23 protein-coding genes and 1 tRNA gene are annotated in these 21,104 nt (G+C 27.6%); all 24 read left to right on the top strand.

Features of this window, described 5'->3' with window-relative positions:
- The 24 genes from SHELI_RS01505 to SHELI_RS01620 all read left to right on the top strand — a co-directional run bounded on the left by SHELI_RS01505 (window position 1) and on the right by SHELI_RS01620 (window position 20,989).
- A complete protein-coding gene (locus tag SHELI_RS01505) occupies window positions 1–1,329 on the top strand; it encodes a CoA-disulfide reductase (protein ID WP_069116027.1) in 1,329 nt (442 codons plus the stop codon).
- 13 nt (window positions 1,330–1,342) lie between these two features.
- The gene (locus SHELI_RS01510) at window positions 1,343–3,061 is read left to right on the top strand and encodes a cation:dicarboxylate symporter family transporter (RefSeq protein WP_069116028.1); all 1,719 of its coding nucleotides are present in this window, start codon (window positions 1,343–1,345) and stop codon (window positions 3,059–3,061) included.
- 57 nt (window positions 3,062–3,118) lie between these two features.
- Complete coding sequence (locus SHELI_RS01515; protein ID WP_069116029.1) at window positions 3,119–3,424, top strand: single-stranded DNA-binding protein; 306 nt, start codon at window positions 3,119–3,121, stop codon at window positions 3,422–3,424.
- Window positions 3,425–3,431: 7 nt separating this feature from the next.
- Complete coding sequence (locus tag SHELI_RS01520; protein ID WP_069116030.1) at window positions 3,432–4,187, top strand: DNA-processing protein DprA; 756 nt, start codon at window positions 3,432–3,434, stop codon at window positions 4,185–4,187.
- A 127-nt stretch (window positions 4,188–4,314) separates the two neighbouring features.
- Complete coding sequence (locus SHELI_RS01525; RefSeq protein ID WP_069116031.1) at window positions 4,315–6,312, top strand: ABC transporter ATP-binding protein; 1,998 nt, start codon at window positions 4,315–4,317, stop codon at window positions 6,310–6,312.
- A 23-nt stretch (window positions 6,313–6,335) separates the two neighbouring features.
- Window positions 6,336–7,652, top strand: a complete 1,317-nt coding sequence (gene trmFO, locus SHELI_RS01530; protein WP_069116032.1) for a methylenetetrahydrofolate--tRNA-(uracil(54)-C(5))-methyltransferase (FADH(2)-oxidizing) TrmFO — start codon at window positions 6,336–6,338, stop codon at window positions 7,650–7,652.
- A gap of 313 nt (window positions 7,653–7,965) precedes the next feature.
- On the top strand, window positions 7,966–9,558 hold the full coding sequence (locus SHELI_RS01535) for a hypothetical protein (protein ID WP_069116033.1): 1,593 nt from the start codon (window positions 7,966–7,968) through the stop codon (window positions 9,556–9,558).
- Window positions 9,559–9,622: 64 nt separating this feature from the next.
- Window positions 9,623–9,699: transfer RNA gene (locus SHELI_RS01540), tRNA-Arg, on the top strand.
- 134 nt (window positions 9,700–9,833) lie between these two features.
- Window positions 9,834–10,220, top strand: a complete 387-nt coding sequence (gene rpsP / locus SHELI_RS06265) for a 30S ribosomal protein S16 (protein WP_069116034.1) — start codon at window positions 9,834–9,836, stop codon at window positions 10,218–10,220.
- Window positions 10,220–10,480, top strand: a complete 261-nt coding sequence (locus tag SHELI_RS01550; RefSeq protein ID WP_069116035.1) for a hypothetical protein — start codon at window positions 10,220–10,222, stop codon at window positions 10,478–10,480. Before rpsP ends, SHELI_RS01550 begins: the two co-directional genes overlap by 1 nt.
- Window positions 10,467–10,970 (top strand): ribosome maturation factor RimM, encoded by a 504-nt coding sequence (gene rimM, locus SHELI_RS01555; protein WP_198146102.1) that lies wholly within the window; start codon window positions 10,467–10,469, stop codon window positions 10,968–10,970. Before SHELI_RS01550 ends, rimM begins: the two co-directional genes overlap by 14 nt.
- Window positions 10,971–11,699 carry a tRNA (guanosine(37)-N1)-methyltransferase TrmD gene (gene trmD, locus SHELI_RS01560; protein ID WP_069116037.1) on the top strand — a complete coding sequence of 243 codons (729 nt, stop codon included), beginning with the start codon at window positions 10,971–10,973 and terminating at the stop codon, window positions 11,697–11,699. It abuts the gene before it with no gap.
- A 4-nt stretch (window positions 11,700–11,703) separates the two neighbouring features.
- The gene (rplS, locus tag SHELI_RS01565; RefSeq protein ID WP_198146103.1) at window positions 11,704–12,168 is read left to right on the top strand and encodes a 50S ribosomal protein L19; all 465 of its coding nucleotides are present in this window, start codon (window positions 11,704–11,706) and stop codon (window positions 12,166–12,168) included.
- Window positions 12,169–12,300: 132 nt separating this feature from the next.
- Complete coding sequence (locus tag SHELI_RS01570) at window positions 12,301–13,050, top strand: DUF3196 family protein (RefSeq protein WP_069116038.1); 750 nt, start codon at window positions 12,301–12,303, stop codon at window positions 13,048–13,050.
- A 9-nt stretch (window positions 13,051–13,059) separates the two neighbouring features.
- Window positions 13,060–13,410 carry a hypothetical protein gene (locus SHELI_RS01575; protein ID WP_069116039.1) on the top strand — a complete coding sequence of 117 codons (351 nt, stop codon included), beginning with the start codon at window positions 13,060–13,062 and terminating at the stop codon, window positions 13,408–13,410.
- Window positions 13,411–13,421: 11 nt separating this feature from the next.
- The gene (gene obgE, locus SHELI_RS01580) at window positions 13,422–14,714 is read left to right on the top strand and encodes a GTPase ObgE (RefSeq protein ID WP_069116040.1); all 1,293 of its coding nucleotides are present in this window, start codon (window positions 13,422–13,424) and stop codon (window positions 14,712–14,714) included.
- A 4-nt stretch (window positions 14,715–14,718) separates the two neighbouring features.
- Entirely contained in the window at window positions 14,719–15,444 is a 726-nt protein-coding gene (gene nadE, locus SHELI_RS01585) for an NAD(+) synthase (RefSeq protein WP_069116041.1), read from the top strand.
- 108 nt (window positions 15,445–15,552) lie between these two features.
- Complete coding sequence (locus tag SHELI_RS01590; protein ID WP_069116042.1) at window positions 15,553–15,840, top strand: hypothetical protein; 288 nt, start codon at window positions 15,553–15,555, stop codon at window positions 15,838–15,840.
- A gap of 34 nt (window positions 15,841–15,874) precedes the next feature.
- Window positions 15,875–16,264, top strand: coding sequence for a hypothetical protein (locus SHELI_RS01595; protein WP_069116043.1), 390 nt, complete (start codon window positions 15,875–15,877; stop codon window positions 16,262–16,264).
- 179 nt (window positions 16,265–16,443) lie between these two features.
- Window positions 16,444–16,935, top strand: coding sequence for a hypothetical protein (locus SHELI_RS01600; protein WP_069116044.1), 492 nt, complete (start codon window positions 16,444–16,446; stop codon window positions 16,933–16,935).
- Window positions 16,936–17,069: 134 nt separating this feature from the next.
- Complete coding sequence (locus SHELI_RS01605; RefSeq protein WP_069116045.1) at window positions 17,070–17,336, top strand: TIGR04561 family membrane protein; 267 nt, start codon at window positions 17,070–17,072, stop codon at window positions 17,334–17,336.
- 33 nt (window positions 17,337–17,369) lie between these two features.
- Window positions 17,370–19,100 carry an MSC_0882 family membrane protein gene (locus SHELI_RS01610; RefSeq protein ID WP_069116046.1) on the top strand — a complete coding sequence of 577 codons (1,731 nt, stop codon included), beginning with the start codon at window positions 17,370–17,372 and terminating at the stop codon, window positions 19,098–19,100.
- On the top strand, window positions 19,079–20,191 hold the full coding sequence (gene hemW, locus SHELI_RS01615; RefSeq protein ID WP_069116047.1) for a radical SAM family heme chaperone HemW: 1,113 nt from the start codon (window positions 19,079–19,081) through the stop codon (window positions 20,189–20,191). Before SHELI_RS01610 ends, hemW begins: the two co-directional genes overlap by 22 nt.
- 54 nt (window positions 20,192–20,245) lie before the next feature.
- On the top strand, window positions 20,246–20,989 hold the full coding sequence (locus tag SHELI_RS01620) for a hypothetical protein (RefSeq protein WP_069116049.1): 744 nt from the start codon (window positions 20,246–20,248) through the stop codon (window positions 20,987–20,989).
- The last annotated feature ends 115 nt before the right edge of the window (window positions 20,990–21,104 follow it).

Here is a 21,104-nt window from a genome sequence, read left to right on the forward strand (position 1 = left end):
ATGAAAGTTATTATTGTTGGTGGTAGTGCTACAGGGATGGGTGTTGCTGCAAAATTAAAAAGAAATGATCCAAATGCAGAAGTTATTGTTTATCAAGATAAAGACTATGTATCTTTAGGAGCTTGTGGACTACCTTACTTTGTTTCAAATAACTTTGACAATAAAGAAATGTTAATTGCAAGAACAAAAGAACAATTTGAGCAGTCAGGAATTGTTGTTAAAACTAACTCAAGAGTTTCATCAATTGATTTTGATAGTAAGACTGTTTATTTTAATGACAAGCAAGACACTTATGAAAAATTAGTAATAGCAATTGGAGCCAAACCAATTATTCCAAATACTAGTTGAAAGAATTTAAAAAATAGTTTTACTATTACAACATTAGAGGACGGAATTAAATTAAAAGAAGAAATGAATAAAAATCCAAATATAAAAAAAGTTGCTGTAATAGGAGCTGGATTTATTGGATTAGAAATGACAGAAGCTCTAACAGAAATTAATAAAGAAGTCTATTTAATTGAAAAAGAAGATAGAGTTTCAAAAAAAGCATTTGATAAAGAATTTAGTGAATTGATAACAACAAAATTAGAAGAACACAATATTATTGTCAAAACTAGTACGGAACTTAAAGAAATTGTTGAAGTTGATGGCTTAGCAAAGCAATTGATTTTTTCAAACTCAGAAAAGTTAGAAGTTGATGCAATAATTTTTTCTATTGGTTTTAAACCAAATACAGAAATTTTTACAAACACAAAGTTGGAACTTTTTGAAAATGGTGCAATTATTGTTGATAATCAAGGGAAAACAAATATAGAAGATGTTTATTCAGCGGGAGATTGTGCAACTTCAAAAGAATTTTTGACACAAAAAAATATTTATTCACCATTAGCAACAGTTGCAAATAAGTTTGCAAAAGTTATAGCTGATAATCTTTGTGGAAAAAATAAAGTTTTTGTAGGTTCTTTAAGAAGTGCTATCTTTCGATGTTTTGATATAGGTTTTGCAAGATCTGGCTTTACTGAAGAAGAAGCACAAGATTTATTTAAAATTAAAATAGTTTTTATTAAAGATAAGGACCACACTCATTATCTAAAAGGACAAAAAGATATTTACTTAAAATTAATTTTAGATACTGAAACAAACACTATTATCGGCTCACAACTCTGCGCACAAAACTCAGCAATGTTGAGAGCAAATACTTTAGCAACCATCATATGATCAAAAATAAATGTGGATGAAGCACTAGAACAAATTGATCTTGTTTACGCACCTCCATATTCAAAAACAACAGATATTTTACATATAGCATTATCAAAATTTTTAAAATAGAATAGAGGTATTTATGATTTTAGCTAGTAATAGTAATACGAATGTTTTAGAAAATTTTTTAGCTATGAGTTCATGACAATCTTTTGTAGCTATATTAATTTTTATTAGTGTAGAAATAGGTTTTTGATTTGTGCTTAAAAAGTACAAAATCAAATTCATGTATAGAATAATTTCAGGATTAATTGTGGGACTAATTTTTGGTATTATTGTTCAATCAATTATTGGTTTTCCCCAAAAAGAAGCTTTTGAAGGATATAAAAATGTAGATGTTAAAAACCATTGAGTTTACCAACTATCAATATGAGTAGAATTTTTCAAAAGAATATTTATTAATGGAGTTACATTACTAATGATTCCTGTAGTATTTATAGCAATGTTTAAAATTACAGCAACTCAAAAAAATAATAATGTTACAAGAATTACACTTAAAGGTGCTGCAATGCTACTGATAAATGTTGCATTTGCATTCACAGTTACTTTTTTCTTGGGATACTTTTTTAACGTAGGCCAAGTAGACGGTCAATCGCTTACAGATGATGGTACAACTAATGATAGATATAATTCTGTTGCACTACCCAATCTTATTTCTGGATTTATGCCATCTAACTTTTTCTCTACATTGGCAGGTACCTCAGTAATTCCTGTTATGATTTTAGGAGCACTTGCTGGAGGATCAGTTAGAATTCTTTCAAAAAGAAAATCTGTGGAAATGGACGCTATTAGAAAATCGATGACAACAGGTTGAGACATTACTATGTCAATATTAATGACTTTTATGAAACTGATGCCTTTAGCAGTTATGTCAATGATAACTTATTCAATAATTACAAGACCAATTGGTCAGTTAGCAATTATAGGTAAAGTTATTGGAGTTGGTTACTTAGGAATATTTATTGCAATAGCTTGAGTAACTTTATTAATATTCTTATCAGGAATAAAAACTTCAAAGTGATGAAAATTTGCTTGAAGACCATTGTTATCAGGTTTTTCAACTCAATCCTCTAATGCAACATTGCCAACTACAATGGATACTTTAAAAAATGATTTTAAAGTCTCAGAAACTGTAGCGGGTATTTTAGGACCCCTTTCAACATATATGGGACTAATTGCTTGTGCAGGTATTCAATCAGGTTTAGCTTTGAGTATTCTATGAACAGGAACAGGTTCTGATAGTGTTGTGCATCAAATGGGATTTATTCAGTTTTTCTTCTTAGGAATGTTAGTTACTGTTATCTCTTCACTTGGAATTGCAGGAATTCCAGGAACAGCAACTGTTGTGACAGTTGGTGTAGTTGGTGGTCTTGGATTTGGTGCATTTACACAATCTGTATTAAACATTATAGCTCCTCTTGATGGTTTATTTGATATGGGAAGAACAGGAGCTAATGTTTTAGCTGGAGTAGGGGTTGCAACGATTGTGGCAAGAACTGAAGGTCAAATTGAGGATGGTTCACCCTTACTAACTCAGGTTGGTATTATAAAACAAAAAAGATTATTAACATTGAATCAACAAAAAACGGAAAAAGAAGAATTGCTTAAAGTAAAAGATAAACAGCTATCAACTTTAATTTTTGCAAAAGAAATATCCAGAGAACAAAAACAAGAGCAAAAAAAGGTTTTACAAAATGAAATAGATTTAATTAAATCGAACTATAAAAAAAATGTATCTGAAACAAAAGAAAAATTTCAAAAGATGTTATTAGAACAAAAAAGTTCAAATATAAAAAATTAAAATAATTGTCATTTTTTGATTATTTAACTCGATATTAATATTGGGAGGAAAATAATTATGAATAATGTGACAATTATCGGACAAATTGAGGAATTACCTCAATTAATTTACAACTCAAAAAACGGAGATAAAAAACTTTACAAGTTTGTTTTAAAAGTACCACGTTCATACAAAACAAAAGATGGACAAGTATCAGAGGATTACATAAATGTCAAAGTTTGAAATAATGTACTTGGAGATGAGTATGAATACTTTGATCAATCTTTTGTTGGAGTTGAAGGAAAACTGGTTTCATTTGGATTAAGTGATTCTTCAACATATGGAAATGAACTAGTTGCAAGTAAAATAGTTCAACTTAACTAGGAAAAACATGGAAAAAGTCTTATTATACTTCTCATTAAAATATAATGGTGATTGAGACAAAATTTACAATGCTTTAGATAACAAAGAAAAAATTTCACAAGAAGACTTAGAAAATGTTGCTAAAAACTTAGATTGCGAATACATTTCTATTATTAGCCCACTTTATCCAAATTATTTAAAATCAAGTCATAAACCACCATTTGTTATTTTTTACAAGGGAGACATTGAAATATTATCTAAATATAACAGAACTATTACAATGGTTGGTGGAAATAAATTTGATGATTATGGTTTGAAAAAAACTATTAAAATGGTAGAAGATTTAGCAGCTGAAAATAGAGTTATAGTAACATATCAAAACTCAGGTTTAAATGAAGAAATTATTAGTAAATGTAAAAATGAAAGCTATGAGCATATTTTAGTTTTAACAGAGACCATGAGAGAATATGCTGAAAAAACAATCAACAGTAAAATTTCAAAAAACGCTTTAGTTCTTAGTGAAGTTTATAACAAAGATAAAAACATAGAGCAAAAGTATTCGCTTTATAAAAATAGATTGCTATGTGGACTTTCAAAAGGAATTTTATTTACTCAATATGGAGCTTCAGATGCATTTTCAACTTTGGTTAATTATGCAATAAATGAGGGTAAAGAAATTTTTGCTATACCTTGTATAACTAAATCTTTGAATGAAACAAATAAGTTGATTAAAATGGGAGCTAAATTAGCTGAAAACGTTAAAGACATTGTGAATGAGATATAAAACTAGTTTAAATCTTATGAAAAATTAGACTATTAAAAGTCTAATTTTTTATTTTGTAAATTAGAAAATAAATATTTAAAAGCAGTTATGTTATCATTATGTTAACTAATTTAAGTGAGATGATGTTATGAATGAAAAGCAACAAGAAAATATAAATGCCACAGAAGAGAAAAACGAAACCCTTTTTAAAGAAAAAAGAAGAAAAGGAACTTTTTTTGGAATAGTACTTAAGTATTGAAAAAAACATAAATGGTCAGCTATGCTTTTGATTTTTATAAGTATAATTTCAGCAATGGCATCTATTTCTAGTCCAAAAATAATTCAAAATATAATGAATAATATTTTATCCCCTTCAAAAACTATCAATTATTTCAAAAATTCTAGCAATCAAGAGATGACAATTAAAGAAATAAACTATTTTTTAAAGGGCTGGTCTTTTTTAAAGGGAGATAACGAAACTATACTAACAGGTGCTTCAGGACTAGCATATATAAGTGACTCATCAAATTACTATACAACATTTTTTTCTTTAAAAATGGGTTGACATGAATGAATTTATTTACAAATTTGTTTATTTGGTATTTTGGCTGGAACTTCTTTTACCAGCAACCTTGTAGCTGGAACTATGGGTAAAAATATAGAAATAGATCTAAGAAACAAATCCTTAGAAAAATTAGTTAAACAAGATATGAGTTATTACTCTGACAAAAAAATAGGGGAATTACTTACAAAACTTGTATCTGACACACAAATTATTGGTGAACAATCTCAACAAGTTCCAGTAACAATTTTGTCATCTATTTTTACTTTTTTTGGTTCATTAGGTATTTTATTATCTATTGATTTGAAACTTACAGGTGTTGTTGTTGTTTTGATGATTTTCATTTGAACTTTGCTATTATGTACTTTTTGATTTATCAAAAAATTAGTTAATCGTGTTAGAAAATCACTAACAAATATAAATGGAGATGTAACAGACAGAATAGCAACCGTAAGATTGATAAAAGCTTCAGGAACAGAGAAATTTGAAACTAAACGTTTTATAGGTGTTCACAAAGATTACTATAAAAAATCAATCTCTTTAATTACTTTTCAATCAATTATAATTACTGTAATGGTTGCAGGGCTTAGTTCAATTCAAATGGTAATAGTAATATTCGCAGCTATTTTTTATAAAAATGACCCAACTTATCTTGCAGTAACTTTATCAGCTTTTATAAGTGGTGTAGGAACAATGGCAGGGCCTTTAATGCAAATGTCAAAAGTAATTGGAGGATTGGTTCAAGCATCCTCATGTTCTCAACGAATAATGAAAATTATAAACGCCAAGCCTTTAATAGATACTCACTATAAAGATAATCAAGGGATATATATTGATAAAATAGAAGGAGATATTATTTTTAAGGATGTTGAATTTAGATATCCTGAAAAACCAACAAAATTAGTGCTACCTAAGTTTTCTTTTACCTTTAAAAAAGGAAAAAGCTATGCTTTTGTTGGTGAAACTGGTGCTGGTAAGTCAACTATTTCTAAACTTCTTTTAAGATTTTATGATCCAACAAAAGGTATAATTCTTATTAACGAAAATATAAATCTAAAAGATATTCATTTATCTAGTTATTTAGATAAAGTTGGATATGTAGAACAAGAACCACAAGTTTTATATGGAGACATTTTTGATAATATAAAATATGGTAATGGTGACGCAACAGAGGAACAAATAATTGATGCAGCAAAAAAAGCAAATTTGCACGATTTGGTAATGACTTGACCTGATAACTACAAAACAATTTTAGGGGAAAGAGGATTTATGTTATCTGGAGGACAAAAACAAAGATTAGTAATTGCAAGAATGTTTTTAAAAGATCCACAACTATTAATTTTAGATGAAGCAACAAGTGCTCTCGATAATATAGTTGAAAAAGAAATTCAAGCAGAGCTCGATAAGCTTATGAAGGGCAGAACAACAGTTTCAATTGCGCATAGACTATCAACAATTATTAACTGTGATCAAATAATTGTTTTGGGAAGAGAACAAGGGGTAGTTCAAGTTGGTACGTATGAAGAGCTTAAAAAACAACCAGGTCATTTTAGAAGATTGTTTGAAGCTGGACTTATGGAATAAAATATTTTTGATATAATAAAACAATGGAAAAGACAGTAAATATAATAGGAGCAGGATTAGCTGGTTGTGAGGCCGCTTACCAACTCTCTAAGAGAAATATCAAAGTTAATTTATACGAAAAAAAAACAATTAAACGAAATGAGGTGCAAAGTCTAAATACGTTTGCAGAACTAGTTTGTTCTAACACTTTAAGGTCAACTGACTTAAGAAATGCTGTTGGATGTTTAAAAGAAGAAATGAGAATGTTTGATTCTTTAATTATAAAAGCAGCAGAATATGCGCAAATTCCAGCTGGGGGAAGTTTAGCTGTTGATAGAGAAAAGTTTTCTCATTATATAACCGATTTAATTAAAAATGATAAAAATATAACCGTTATTGAAAAAGATGTTGACTTTATAAACCCAGATTCACCTACGATTATTGCATCAGGACCACTAACAAGTGAAAATTTACAAAAACAAATAATATCTTTGATAGGACAAGAATATTTTTATTTTTATGATGCAGTTGCCCCGATTGTTACAAAAAGCTCTATTGACACAACAAAAACTTTTAGAAAAAATAGATATGAAAAAGGAGATACTGAAGATTATATAAATTGTCCAATGAATAAAGAACAGTACTCATTATTCTATAATGAACTAATTAATGCAAAAACAGCAGAAGCTCACTTAGATAAAGAAAAAGAGTTGAAAGTTTTTGAAGGATGTATGCCTGTTGAAATAATGGCTAAGAGAGGTTTTGATACATTAACCTATGGTCCATTAAAGCCTGCAGGACTTAGAAATTTAGATGGAACAAATAACTTTGCAGTTGTGCAATTAAGACAAGATAATGCCTCTGATGAGCTTTATAACATGGTAGGATTTCAAACCAATTTGACTTGATCTGAGCAAAAACGTGTTTTTAGATTGATTCCAGGGATGGAACAAGCTGATTTTGTTAGATATGGTGTTATGCATTTAAATAAATTTATAAATTCACCAAGTTTACTTAACTCATACAACCAAGTAAAATTGCAGCCAAATATATTTTTTGCAGGCCAAATAACTGGGGTAGAAGGTTATGTTGAGTCAACAAGTAGTGGCATTATTAGTGCTATTAATATGGCTAGATATTTAAGTAATGAACCTATGCTAAAATTTCCTACAAATACAGTTATGGGAGGTTTGCAAAACTATATAATTAGCACTAGTTCCAAAAATTTTCAACCAATGAAAGCAAACTGAAGTATTGTTGATAATATAGAGTTAAATAAAAAAGTTAAAAAAGATGAAAAAAAATTTCTTTATAGCCAAGCAGCGCTTAAATCAATGGAAAACTTTATTAAGTTATTGTAAAATAACACCAATAAAGGAAGTGATTATATGAGCGAATGCAAATTAAACTGTAAAGACTGTAATTGTTCATGCACATTAACAGATAATTGCATGGAATGTGGCTATTGTAAAAGTGATAAAGATCATTCAAAAAAATAAATACGCTTATAAAAAATGCTATTTCATTAGCATTTTTTTATTTTTACATTTTAGAAAAAATACATAAACATTTAGTTTTTTACAAAGTTTATTAATAATATATTTACTAAATTACTTAGTTTTGTTGCAAAATAATTTTAAAAAGACTACAATTTAAAAGTTGTAGAGGTCTAAAATGAAACAAGTAGAAAAAGAAAGTCTTATTTGATATGGACTCCATATTATAGCAAAGGATAATCCTGAATTAAAATATAGGATTACTACTCAAAAAGAGTTAATTTCTAATTTATATCCTTTGGTTTACTTTGGAGTAATTCAATATACTTTATATCGTGGTATCTCGATAGATGAGATTCCACTAGTTGAAACAAATGAATATGTTGAATATATTATTGAAAATCTAGATGTTTTATATAAAGTAAAAAATCGTTTTGTAAAAGAAAAAACTAAAAAAATAAATATAAAAGACCCTGAAATTGAAGAATTAGCAATAGACATAATATCAGGTCTATTAATACCATTTATTAATAAATATGCTTTTAAAAAATTAGAAAAAGTATTTGCTTTGAATAGTGCTTACATTAGAGAATCATTAATTAACTATGAATATGATATAAATCATGAATCTGATGATGGAAAAGTGAAAACAAGTGTATTATACCCATTTTTATTCACACTAAATCTTGTCAAAGTATTTGATAAAAATGGCCTATATGACAGGGTTTTAAGAAATTATCAAAAAGATAAGTTGATTAAAAAATATGAATCAGGTCGTGAGTGAAGAGAAAAAGAAGTTGAATATCTTCAAGAAAGTTTAGAACTTTTAAAAAACGATGAAGAGTGAAGTATGTTTTTGAGTAATTTTTCAATTTCAAAATGAGAGAATTTTGACATTGAAGAAAGATTTAAGGCTTTATTTCAATTAACAAAAATAACAACAATTTTGATGAAAGATGAGATAACTGCTGTTACAATGCTTTCTGATGGTTCAGAAGTTTATGATATGTTAAAAGACTATTTAACAATTTACATAGATTATGATCGTTATGTTGATGATAAAGGTAACTTATTAAATAATGAAGAAGATACTGAAATAAAAATACTTTCACCATTTTCTCAAAGAAACGTTAACTTGGACATTCTTTTGGCTTATATTGAGTCCAAAGGTGATTTACATGTTAAATGTGATCCAAAAAAGCTAGAATTAGTGACAAATATCTACTTGAAGGTATTTTCAAAAGTTAGAACATTACTATTAACTCATGAATATTTACCACAAGTAGTTGATTTCCAAATCGCAATTCAAAAAAAAGTTTATTGTGACTTATTAAATATTTTTGAAGAAGTTAAAGAAAATAAATTTAGACGTAAAATTGATTTTGAAAACTTTGCTGAAGAACTGTTCTTTATTGGTTCAGATGAAATAGAAGAAGTTTTGAAGTGTGATCTTAACACTGTTGAAGAATTCAAATCAAAAAAATTCTTTAAAACTATGGGGAAAATAATGTCATTTGGACTAGCTTTAAAAAATTACACAGCAAGATCAATGGAATATTGCTTAAAAGAGTTGTTCAAGTACTGTGTTGTGGTTTTTGGACCGCACCCAATCGCAACAACCATTCAAGTTGCGGATGATATAGAACACTTATATACAAAATTTGAAAAGTTTATAAGACTTTATGATGAAATAAAAAACTCAGTAAATGATAAAAAAGAGTATGAAGATATGCAAGAGTATCTTGAATTACCGTCAAAACTATTAAATTAAAAAAAAGATTAAAATATTCTAGAAAAGCACAATGCTTTTTGCTATTATATTTTTGTCTTGCATTGCCCACGTAGCTCAGTAGGATAGAGCATGCGCCTTCTAAGCGTAGGGTCAGAAGTTCGAATCTTCTCGTGGGCGCCATCTTATGATAATTACAACCTTATTGGTTGTTTTTTTATATAATTGTTAAGTTTGTTAAGTTAAAATACTTGACAAACTTTTTTATTTCTATAATATTAAATTGTTACAAAAAATAGATTAAAAGGAGGAAACAAATGGTTAAATTAAGACTAAAAAGAGCTGGTAAAAAAAGAGCTGCATTCTATAGAATAGTAGCAGCTGATTCTCGTATCAAACGTGATGGTCAATATATTGAGTTGATTGGAACATACAACCCACTTAACGGTGAAATCAACCTTAAAAAAGAAGTAGCATTAAAGTGATTACAACAAGGTGCTCAGCCAACTGATACTGTTAGAAGTATTTTATCAAGCAATGGTGTAATGACTGATTTGCATAATGCAAAATTAGATGCTTCAAAAGCTGCACCAAAAAAAGAAAAAAGTGTTAAAAAACCCGCTGCAGCTAAAAAACCCGCTGCAGCTAAATCTACAGCTTCAAAAGCTGCACCTAAAAAAGCAGCTGAAAAAAGCGAAGAATAATGTTTGATCAATTGTATAGTGAGTTGTCAAAACTTCTAGAAGATGTTTTACCTCAACAATCACACTATGTTTTTCAAAAAGAAAGAGAACTTGATACTGAGTATAAATTCTTATTATTGATTGATGAGGATTTAAGCAAACTAAAGTTTTTTAAAAAAAATCTCTTAGTTACAACTATATTAGATGTATTTAACTTAGATATTTCAAAATATAAAAAGAAAGTAACAATCGAGGTGGAAGTGTATGATGAATTTAGATAAACAATTAATAAAAGTAGGTAGTTTAAAGACAACCCATGGCATTAAAGGTGAGTTTAAATTTTGAATGCAAGAAAATTACCACTTAGTTGAAGAGCTCGCTAATAAAAAAATTTTTTTGAAAGACTCTAAAAATAATATAGATGTTAAAGTTGTTGAAAGATTGGCAATGATATCGGGCAAAAGAATCTTAAAGTTAAAAGACATTGATGATATCAATCAGGCAGAAAAGTTTGTTGGTATGGATGTTTATTTCAAAATAGACGACAATTTAGTTGAAGAAGAAATCTCTTTGATGAATTATGATGTTGTTTATGAAAATAATATTATCGGAAAAGTTGTAGAAGAATTATTTAACGGGGCACATGATTTGGTTAAGGTACTTAAAGAAGAGAAAACTGAATTTTGAATTCCATGCGTAGATCGGTATGTAGTTGAATATGATGATGACAACAAAAAAATCTTTGTTCAAAATATCGAAGGATTATTTTAAATGAAATTCTCAATAATAACTTTATTTCCAAACTTGATAAATACATACATATCAGAATCAATCATTAAGCGAGCTATTGAAAAAAATAAAATTGAAGTGGAAACTTTAGATTTGCGAAACTTTACAAATTACACACACAATCAAGTTGATGATTATCAATTTGGTGGGGGTAAAGGAATGGTTCTTATGGTAGAACCAGTCGTTAACGCAATCGAAAGTTGCAAAACAGAAGAATCTTTAGTTTTATTGACTAGCCCCCAAGGTAAAACATGAAATCAGCATAATGTAAAAAGTTATTTAAAAGAGTATAAACATTTGATTATTATTTGTGGCCATTATGAAGGGTTTGACGAACGCATATTAGACTATGTAGATGTTGAAATTTCAGTTGGCGACTATGTATTAACCGGTGGAGAAATAGCAAGTTTGATTATTCTTGATTCAATGACAAGACTAATTGAAGGTGTTATTGCTAAGGAATCTCATTTGAATGATAGCTTTGAAAATAGTTTATTGGATCATCCAGTATATACAAAACCCGTTGATTTTAGAGGAAGTAAAGTTCCTGAAGTATTGCTAAGTGGACATCACGCTAATATAGATAAGTTTCGACAAGAAGGTAGACTTAAAAATACTTATACAAAGAGACCAGACTTATTAGAACATAGTAATTTAAGTGAAAAAGATTTAAAATATTTAGAAGAGATAAAAAATAGGAAGGAAAAGTAAAACTATGAATATGTTAACAAAGAAAACAAAGTCATTAATTGATGAACAATTGAATAATAATATTCCACATTTTACATCAGGAGATACCATTAAGGTTAATGTAAAAATTAAAGAGGGAGATAAATACCGTATTCAGGCTTTTGAAGGAGTAGTTATTAAAACTCAAGGAAGTGGTATTTCTTATTCAGTTTGTGTTAGAAAAAACTCAAACGGAATTTTTGTTGAAAGAACATTTCCAATTCATTCACCAATTATTGATTCTATTCAAGTAATTAAACGTGGACGTGTAAGAAGAGCAAGAATTTACTACATTAGAAAATTATCAGGTAAAGCAGCACGTATTAAAGAAGTTGTTAATAGCAAAACTAAAGAACTTGCAACTAAAAAAGCAGCTGTCAAAAAACCAGCAGCAAGCGCCAAAAAAGCAGCTCCTAAACCAGCAGCTGAACCAAAAGCAGAAAAAGAATAATTTATTATGATAGCAGTTTTGCTATCATTTTTTATTATTAATTTTTTCAAAAATTAATTAATTTAGATTATCATTATATAGTTGTTTAAATGTAAAATTAGATTAATAGCAAAGAGTATAAGGAGCGATTATATGAATGACAATTATTATGATATAACTTTAAAAAAAATTCACCAATTGATTGATGAAGAGAAATATGAAGAAGCATACATAATTATCAACCAAGAGTTAAGTGCTCCTTATGTTCCAATGGATTTTGAAGAAAAGCTTCAAAAATTAGCTATTGAAAGTAGCAGTAAAATGCAAAATGATTTTGTAAAAAACATTAATTGAAATTTAGATAAAGTCACAGAAATAATGAAAAATAATTTAAATTTAGAAACTCAATTGATAGCAATCGATGCTCTAAGAAATCTAAATGTTAGAAAAATTATTCCTCATATTAAACAATATTTGGCAAATCCTGAGATAAAAAATGAGTTTAAAACTTTTATGTTTTTTGTACTAATGGAGCAAAAAATAGATGAAGAATTTGAAGTTGTAAAATTCGATTCTAAATATTATATAAATCCATGTAAATTTGATTTATTTGCTTCTCAAAATGTATTAAAAGAAATTGAATTAAAGTTAGAAAATTTAATTTATGACAAAGATCCAAGTCTATACACTATTTGCAAAAATGTTACAAGTAGTTATTACTACAATGCTTTTCCTGACTTTGATTTTGAAACAAATACCATTAATGATATTGTAACTTGCATACTTGTTTATTCACAAAAAGCATTGGGTTTAGAGGTTAATTGAGACCAAATAAGCGAAAAAATTGAGTTTAATAAGAGAAATGTTGATAAACTATTAAATAGATTTGAAAAAATTCTTTAGGAGGAAACTATGAAAAAAACAAATTTTAGTCCAGAAGACTTCAAAAGATTTGAAGATAAAAAAAATATAATGAAATTCTTATTTGAAATTAGTTGTAGTGTTTGTGGAATTGATGAAATTACTTATGTTGCACAAAATGCTCCAAAACCAATTGGTGATATAGCAAGTGACTCATTAGCTGAAAATGCTGATTTAACTGATGATGAGTTAGATAAAATCATAGAACAACCATTGCAAGCTTGACAAGAGGTTGATGATTATAATGCTTCGATCGGTATGCCAACATTTGTGTGTGCAAGTTGCTACCACCAATTAATAGCTGGAGAAATACAAATTTCAGATATTGATAGCGAAGAATAATAGGAGATAAAATGAAGTTTGTAGATTTAGCATTTTTTAATATCAAATCAGGAAAAGGTGGCGATGGAGCTGTCTCTTTTCGTCATGAATTATATGTAGCTAATGGAGGTCCTAATGGTGGTGATGGAGGAAAAGGTGGCGATGTTATATTCGTTGCTGATGAAGGAAAGTCATCATTATTAGATTTAAAATTACAAAAATTTTATAGTGCAGAAGATGGACACAAAGGTGATATAAAAAATATGCACGGAAGAAATGGTAAAGACAGAATTATCAAAGTGCCTGTCGGAACTATTCTATATAATGATGAAACCAATGAACTTTTGGCAGATTTTACCAAAAATGAGCAACAAGAAGTTATTGCTGTTGGTGGTAAAGGTGGTAGAGGTAATGCTAGATTTGCAAACTCACGTAATAAAGCGCCAACAATTTTTGAAGCTGGAGATCCAGGTATCAACTTGAATATAAGAGCGGAATTAAAAGTTTTAGCAGATGTTGGATTTGTTGGATTACCTAATGCTGGTAAATCAACTTTACTAAGAGCTATATCAAATTCAAAACCAGAGGTAGCTGACTACCCATTTACAACTATTAACCCACAACTTGGTGTATCAAGAGACAAAAAAGGAAGAACATTCACAGTTGCTGATCTGCCAGGATTGATTGAAGGTGCAAGCTTGGGTAAAGGTTTAGGGCATGAGTTTTTAAGGCATATTGAAAGATGTAAAATAATTTGTCATGTAATTGATATGTCAGGAAATTATGGTACTGAAGATGTAGCAAAAAATTATGAACTTATTAGAAAAGAACTTTTAGAATATAACTTGAATCTTGAAAAAAGAACAGAAATTATAGTTGCTAATAAAATTGACACAGAAGAAGCGAAAATAAATATTTTATATTTTAAAGAAAACTATCCCGATAAAACTATAATTGAAGTATCGGGTTTATCTAAAATAAATATAGATCAACTATTATTAATGATTGGTGATAAATTAGAAACAGTTAAAGATGAACCTTTGTGATATAACAACATCGAAGAAGACAAAGACTTCAAGTTATATACATTTGAAACTGATATTAAAGATGTAAAAGTAAACAATTTAGGTAATGGTAGATGAAGCATTGAAGGTAAAGATGTTTTAAAGGTTTATCAAAAAACTCCAATTACAACACATGACAACTTATTATTGTTTAATGAAAAAATAAAAAACTTAGGTGCTTATGATATATTAAGAGAAAAAGGTGCTAAGAGGGGAGATATAGTTAAAATATTTGACCTTGAGCTAGAATGGATGGACTAATATTATGGAACTAAAAGAATATTTAGATTACTTAGTTGAATGAATGAAAGAAGAAGTTAAAAAAACAAATCAAAAAGGTGTAATTATTGGAATAAGCGGAGGAATTGATTCCGCTGTTGTTGCAGCACTTGCTCAAAAAGCATTTCCCAATGATTATTTAGCAGTATGAATGCCATGTGGATCAAGTGATTTGGATGAAAAATGTAGACAAGACTTAGTAAAGACTTTTAATTTAAAAAATGTTTCTGTAGATTTAAAACCAGTTTTTGAATCACTTAAATTATCTTTAGAAAACTCTGGAATCAAGCAGTCTGATTTAGCATTAGCAAATTCAAAGGCAAGATTAAGAATGACAACATTATATTCAATGGCACAAACACATTCATATCTTGTGCTTGGGACAGATAATGCAGATGAATGACACATAGGATATTTTACAAAATTTGGTGACGGTGGGGTTGATTTGTTACCAATAGTTCATTTGTTAAAAAGAGAAGTCAGAGAGGCTGCAAGAATTTTGGGAGTGCCAGATTCAATTATAAATCGTGCACCCACAGCAAGTTTGTGAGAAAATCAGACAGACGAAGCTGAAATTGGTTTTAGTTATGATTTAATTGATGATTACATATCTGGTAAATCAGTGCCAGAAGATGTTAAAAAAAGAGTTGATTATCTTCATAAAATATCAGAACATAAAAGATCAAGTGCTCCAAAACCGAATAAAAAATAAAAAAATTCCTAGGAATTTTTTTATTTTTATCAAAATTTTATTATACTTTATAGCATTTAACATTTGGGATATAAAAATGTAAAATAATAAAATAGAAAGAAGACTTTTATGAATAATAATTCAGAAAAACTCGACTCAACTAATAATCAACCAATTAATACTAGTAAAATTAATAATAAAACTATTGCTACATATATCTCAATTCTAGGATTGGTTGCAGGTGTTTTGGTAATAATTGTTGCAATAGTTTGTGGGAAATTATATGAGCAAGTGAATCAAGAGGATGTCTTTTTAAAAATCGAACGATGACCACAATTCCTAATAGCTTATGGCCTATTAATGATAGCCTTAGGTATTGGAAACATTGTCACTTTGCATAAAAAAAAGAGTGAATAGAGTTTATAGATTTTATCAATTAAAGGTAATTTATATGACAATGATTTTTATCTATTGTTTATCTGTAATCCATATTCTGAGTGTCTATTTTATAATTAAACATTTTAATGAAAAAGAACTTTATAAATCTGATGAAGAAAATCGAGAGCTTAAAAAAAGACATATTGAAAGTGTTTTGTGAAACAAAAAGGGACTTTTTTGATTATCAATTATATCCTTGGTTTATTTAGCATTTTTCATTTTTACAATAATTAGAGGACTAACAAACGGAGATAGCCTTGAAATATATTACAAAAAAAACTTATCTTCTTTGTTGTTTATGATATTAATATTGTTTTCTGACTCAACCGCACTTTCATGATATTTATTGATTGGCTCAAATGTTTATTTAGATGATAATAATTTAGTTAGAAACAATGAATAATTATTGGTCAAATTCCCGTATTAGGCCCAATTATATTGTTAATTTACTTTTTAGTTAATAATAAAAAACCAAAAAGTAATGAAATTTCAGTTATATAAAGAGTATTGTAAAAAAGTATTTTATTTCTTTGACTAAATCAATATTTTGATAGATAATAAAAAAAACAAGGAGAAATAATAATGACACAAAATCAAGCAGATCAAATAAGTGCTTACATAGATCAATTAGATGATGAAACAGCTGATAAGATCTTTGAAGAGTTAATAGCAGGAATGAGTTTATTTTTCGCCATCTGGGTATTTGGTGAAGAAATAGAAAAGGTTTTTGAAGATCCTGAAAATGAATCAAAAACAACTGAAGAAAAAGCCCAATTAATTAAACAAGTAGCAATTGGAGAAGAAGAAATATATAGTTCTTTAATGGGAGCACTTACTGAAGAAGATGATGCATCTAATTTTGCTGAAGATTGTGTTCAATCCATAGCTTTTAATCCAAGTTATCCTCAAGAATTACTAGATGAACTAAAAAAACTTGAAATTGAAGTGAGCGATTTTTCAGCAAATCTAATAGTTACATTTAAAGACCAATTTATTGACTTTTTTGTAAATGATTTAGATACTGAAGAATGAAAAAACGATATTATTGATGCATTAGTTGCAAGTTGAGAGTAAAAAAAACAACTTATTTAAGTTGTTTTTTTGTAAAATAATTCAAAATATTAGCAAAAAATTATGTTATTATTTATATGATTGTAGATAGGGTATTTGCAATTATGGGTTAAATTAAGATAAATAAGGTGATTTACATGTTGATAAATTGACCAGAATTAAAAATATTGAAAAACTTTCAGTTACCATTATGAGGTATAATAGTAATTTTTATTCTTGTTGGTTTGATTACATTATCAATATACTTTTTCATACTTTTTAGAAAAAATCGTAAGTTTGTTTTTGAAAAAGAAGAAGTTTCTGAAGAAGAGTTTAAAAGATTAGATAAATTCGAAGAACATAGAAATAATTTTGAAATGGAAATAGCTCAGGTCAAAAAAATAATGAGAAACTCTAAAAAGTAATTTATCTTACTCATATTATAAAGGGGCATTTATATGAGTGGTATTAAAAACATCGCAAAAAATATATTTGGAATAAATCAAAAGCAGCCACAACAAGCTGAAATTTTTGACGTTAACTCTCAAAACCAAATAAATCCTCAAAACCAAATTAATACCCAAAATGCAAATATTTATAATGATAATTTTAATCAAAATAATATGAACCAAATCAATTATAATCAACAAAATGATCAAATCAATTATCAATCAGTCAATAATTTAGGCTTTGAAGATAGTGTTGCAAAATATCAAAATGATATCATTAGCAAAAAAGATATGTCTCAAGGTTATTCTTCTCCGATGAATCAAAACTACCAGGGAACAAATAATTACAACCAAAATCAAAATTTTAATAACTACAATAATCCACAAGTGAATAATATGAACTATTCTCAACCAATGATGAATAATAATTATCAACCTCAAATGAATCAAAGAGTGCAATCTCAAGCAGGATATGAAATTCCTTATGTAAATCCAAACTATAATCCACAAGGTTATCAATCACCAGAAATGAGAGTGTATCCAAGAAGACAAAGAAAACCAAATCAATATTATAATGACAATATGTATGAGCAACCTGCTTTGGATTTTGACAGAATTGATGCTATAGATTATGGAAACTATAACTATGAAGTGCAACAACCACAAAACCAATGAGCTTCTCAACAAAATCATTGAAATCAACAACAAATGAACCAATATAATAGAGACAATTATTCTCAATCAATGAATAATTATCAACAAACAAATTTTGGCTACGAAAATTATATAAATCAAAATAACATGATTAATTATGGTTATGATCAATATTCAGATAATAATCAGTTTTTCGGACAAGGTTATCAAAACCAAAATAGTCAAAACAATTTTTTAGGAACAGCAAACAATTATGATAATTATGCAAGAGAACCATATTCTAAGAGATTACAAAGAGCAGATTTAATTCCTGTAGAAATTGCAAGAGAAATTAGATCAGAAAAACTAAGAAATGCGATTATGTTTCTATTTGGTCTTGTAGGAATAATTACAACTTCATTGATGTTAGTGATTTATTATAAAACTTCTAGTGAAGATCAAGCATTTATGGGGGTTAAGAGAAATCAAGTTTTATATCCATTTTTCTCAATATTCTTTTTACTAATTTCATCATTCTTTTGATTTATAAGTATAACAGATTACTCGCTATTAGTTTCCAATGTTAAAAAATATATTATTAGTCTTGTTAATGGCCAAGAACAAGTCCCGTACTTCATAACAAGAAATTATCGTTCGCTATTAGCTAGAAGTATATATATAAATTGAATAGCATTTTCAACTTATATAGTTGGTTCAATAAGTTTGGGAATTCTTTATGGTTTTCAATCTATTTATAATAATCACAAAGATGAAAAAATTATGTTCTTCTTTTGAGAAATTGGTAAAATGAAATCATTCCAAACTGATATAACAATTAACATAATAGTATTATTTGTAACTTTAGGAGGTCATATCCTAAATATCGTAAGCTCTAGAAATAGAAAAAATAACATAATTGGTTACTATGGATTTGAAATATTACCTCAAACAGAAATAATTGCAATTAAAAAGAAAGCAAATAAACGTTGTTTAATTATTTTTATAGTTGTAGTTTGTTTGATACTATTTTTAATAATTATTCCTTGATTGATTATCAGAAAGAAAAAAGGTAAGTCACTTAACCCATGAAGAAGAGTAGCATCGTAGACAGAAAAATTAAAAGCTTATATGTTCACATTCCATTTTGTGAACATATTTGCTTTTATTGTGATTTTGTAAAAATTATTAAACCAAAGGATGTTAATTCAATTAATAAGTACTTAAATAATCTCCAAGACGAACTTGCAAGTTATGGTAATAAATTTGATGATATCAAATCAATATATATTGGAGGAGGAACTCCAAGTTGCTTAGAAATAAATGAAACAATTAGAATGTGTGAAATTCTTTCTTCTTATAAAAAAGAATCTATTGATTTTGAATATTCTATTGAATTAAATCCAGAATCCATAACAAAAGAAAAACTTGAAATATACAAACAGTTTGGGATAAATAGGCTAAGTATTGGAGTTCAAACATTTGATAATAATCTCTTGAAAAAAATTGGAAGAATACACGATAACTCAACTGCTATTGAAAAATATCAGTTAGCTAGAGAAGTAGGTTTTTCAAATATTTCTATTGATTTAATGTATAACTTGTTTGATCAAAAACTAGACAATATAAAAGTTGATTTAGAGCATATTAAAAAACTAAAACCAGACCATATTTCATGATATTCATTAATAATGAAAGAAGACTCGGTTTGAGGTAAAAAAAATTTGAAACTACCGGGTAATGATGAGCTTTTTGACGAGGTTGTTAGTAAAGGTCTCAAAAAACTAGGCTATGATTGATATGAGGTATCAAATTATTGTTTAAACAATAAATATTCGCGCCATAATGTAACATATTGAAATAATTCTTTATTTGCTGGTGTTGGTGTAGGTGCTAGTGGTTTTGAGCAAATTGACGGACAATATTTTTTAACTGTTAATAAAGGTAATTATGCTTCATACAAAAAAAACTATGAGAAACTTTCAACTGAAGATTATTATTTTCAAGTTATAATGATGGGCTTGAGAATGGTTAAAGGTATTGACTTGAATAAGACAAAAAATAAAACAGTTTATAATTTTTATCGAAATATTATTGATAAAAAAATAGATCAAGAACTTTTAGAAGTTGTAGATAACTTTTTAAGGTGTACTAAAAAAGGATTTAATATCATGAACGAAATTCTTGTAGATTTTTTATAAAAATGTACAAGAGTTTGTTTTTTTTATCGATTAATTTAATGGAGGTAACTGAAAATGTTTGATATAAGTAAAGAACTTTTAAAAAAGGTTGAGACTAATCAAGATACTGCAAATAATTTAATTAGTAATAAACACCTAATTAAGAAACAAAGTAACTTATGAGAAGTTTTTAATTACAAAATCTTAAAAAAATATTATCAAATTTTAAAAAACAGTATATGAACTTTAGAGTTTGATGATGTTGAAAAACACATTTTAAAAGACTTTAAAGATTTTAAATATCTTCAAATTATATTAAATGAAATTAAAAAAGAAGCAATTTTAATATCCTACATTAAGTCTAATAAACATGAAATTTATGCAAGGATTAGTAAAGTCAATTTTTTAATCGAGTTGTTTATCGGTTTTATAAGATTTGACCCTAATTTGTGATTCACTATAAGTGATTCTATGAGAGAAAAAAGCAACTTTGTTATGACAAGTATAATAAGTTTGCCATCAATGATAATTGACTATGAAATTACTAAAAATACAATTTTCGATATTAACTTAGATCAATTAAAAATTATTAAAAATTTGGAAAGTTTGAACTTGGATGATGATTCTGAAATAGTAGAGCAAAAACTAGGTATTTATACAAATAATTATTTACCCCTAAAAATGTTTTGTTTAAATAAAGAAATTATTAAAGTAGAATTAAAAAAAAGTAGTCTAAAAGAATTTAACAAGCTTGTATTATCAACAATCTTACAAATGATTGTCATTTTTATAAAAATAAATTTAGACAAATACTTATAAGTTTAATAATTGATGTTGACTCCGGAAGGAGTTTTTTTATTAAAATTAGTAAAAAAATTAGCACTTAGTACTTGACATTGCTAAAACAAAAGGTATTATATTAATGTTTAGCAAA

Origin of the sequence: Spiroplasma helicoides, assembly GCF_001715535.1 — a bacterium.
Taxonomy (GTDB): Bacteria; Bacillota_I; Bacilli_A; order Mycoplasmatales; family Mycoplasmataceae; genus Spiroplasma_A; species Spiroplasma_A helicoides.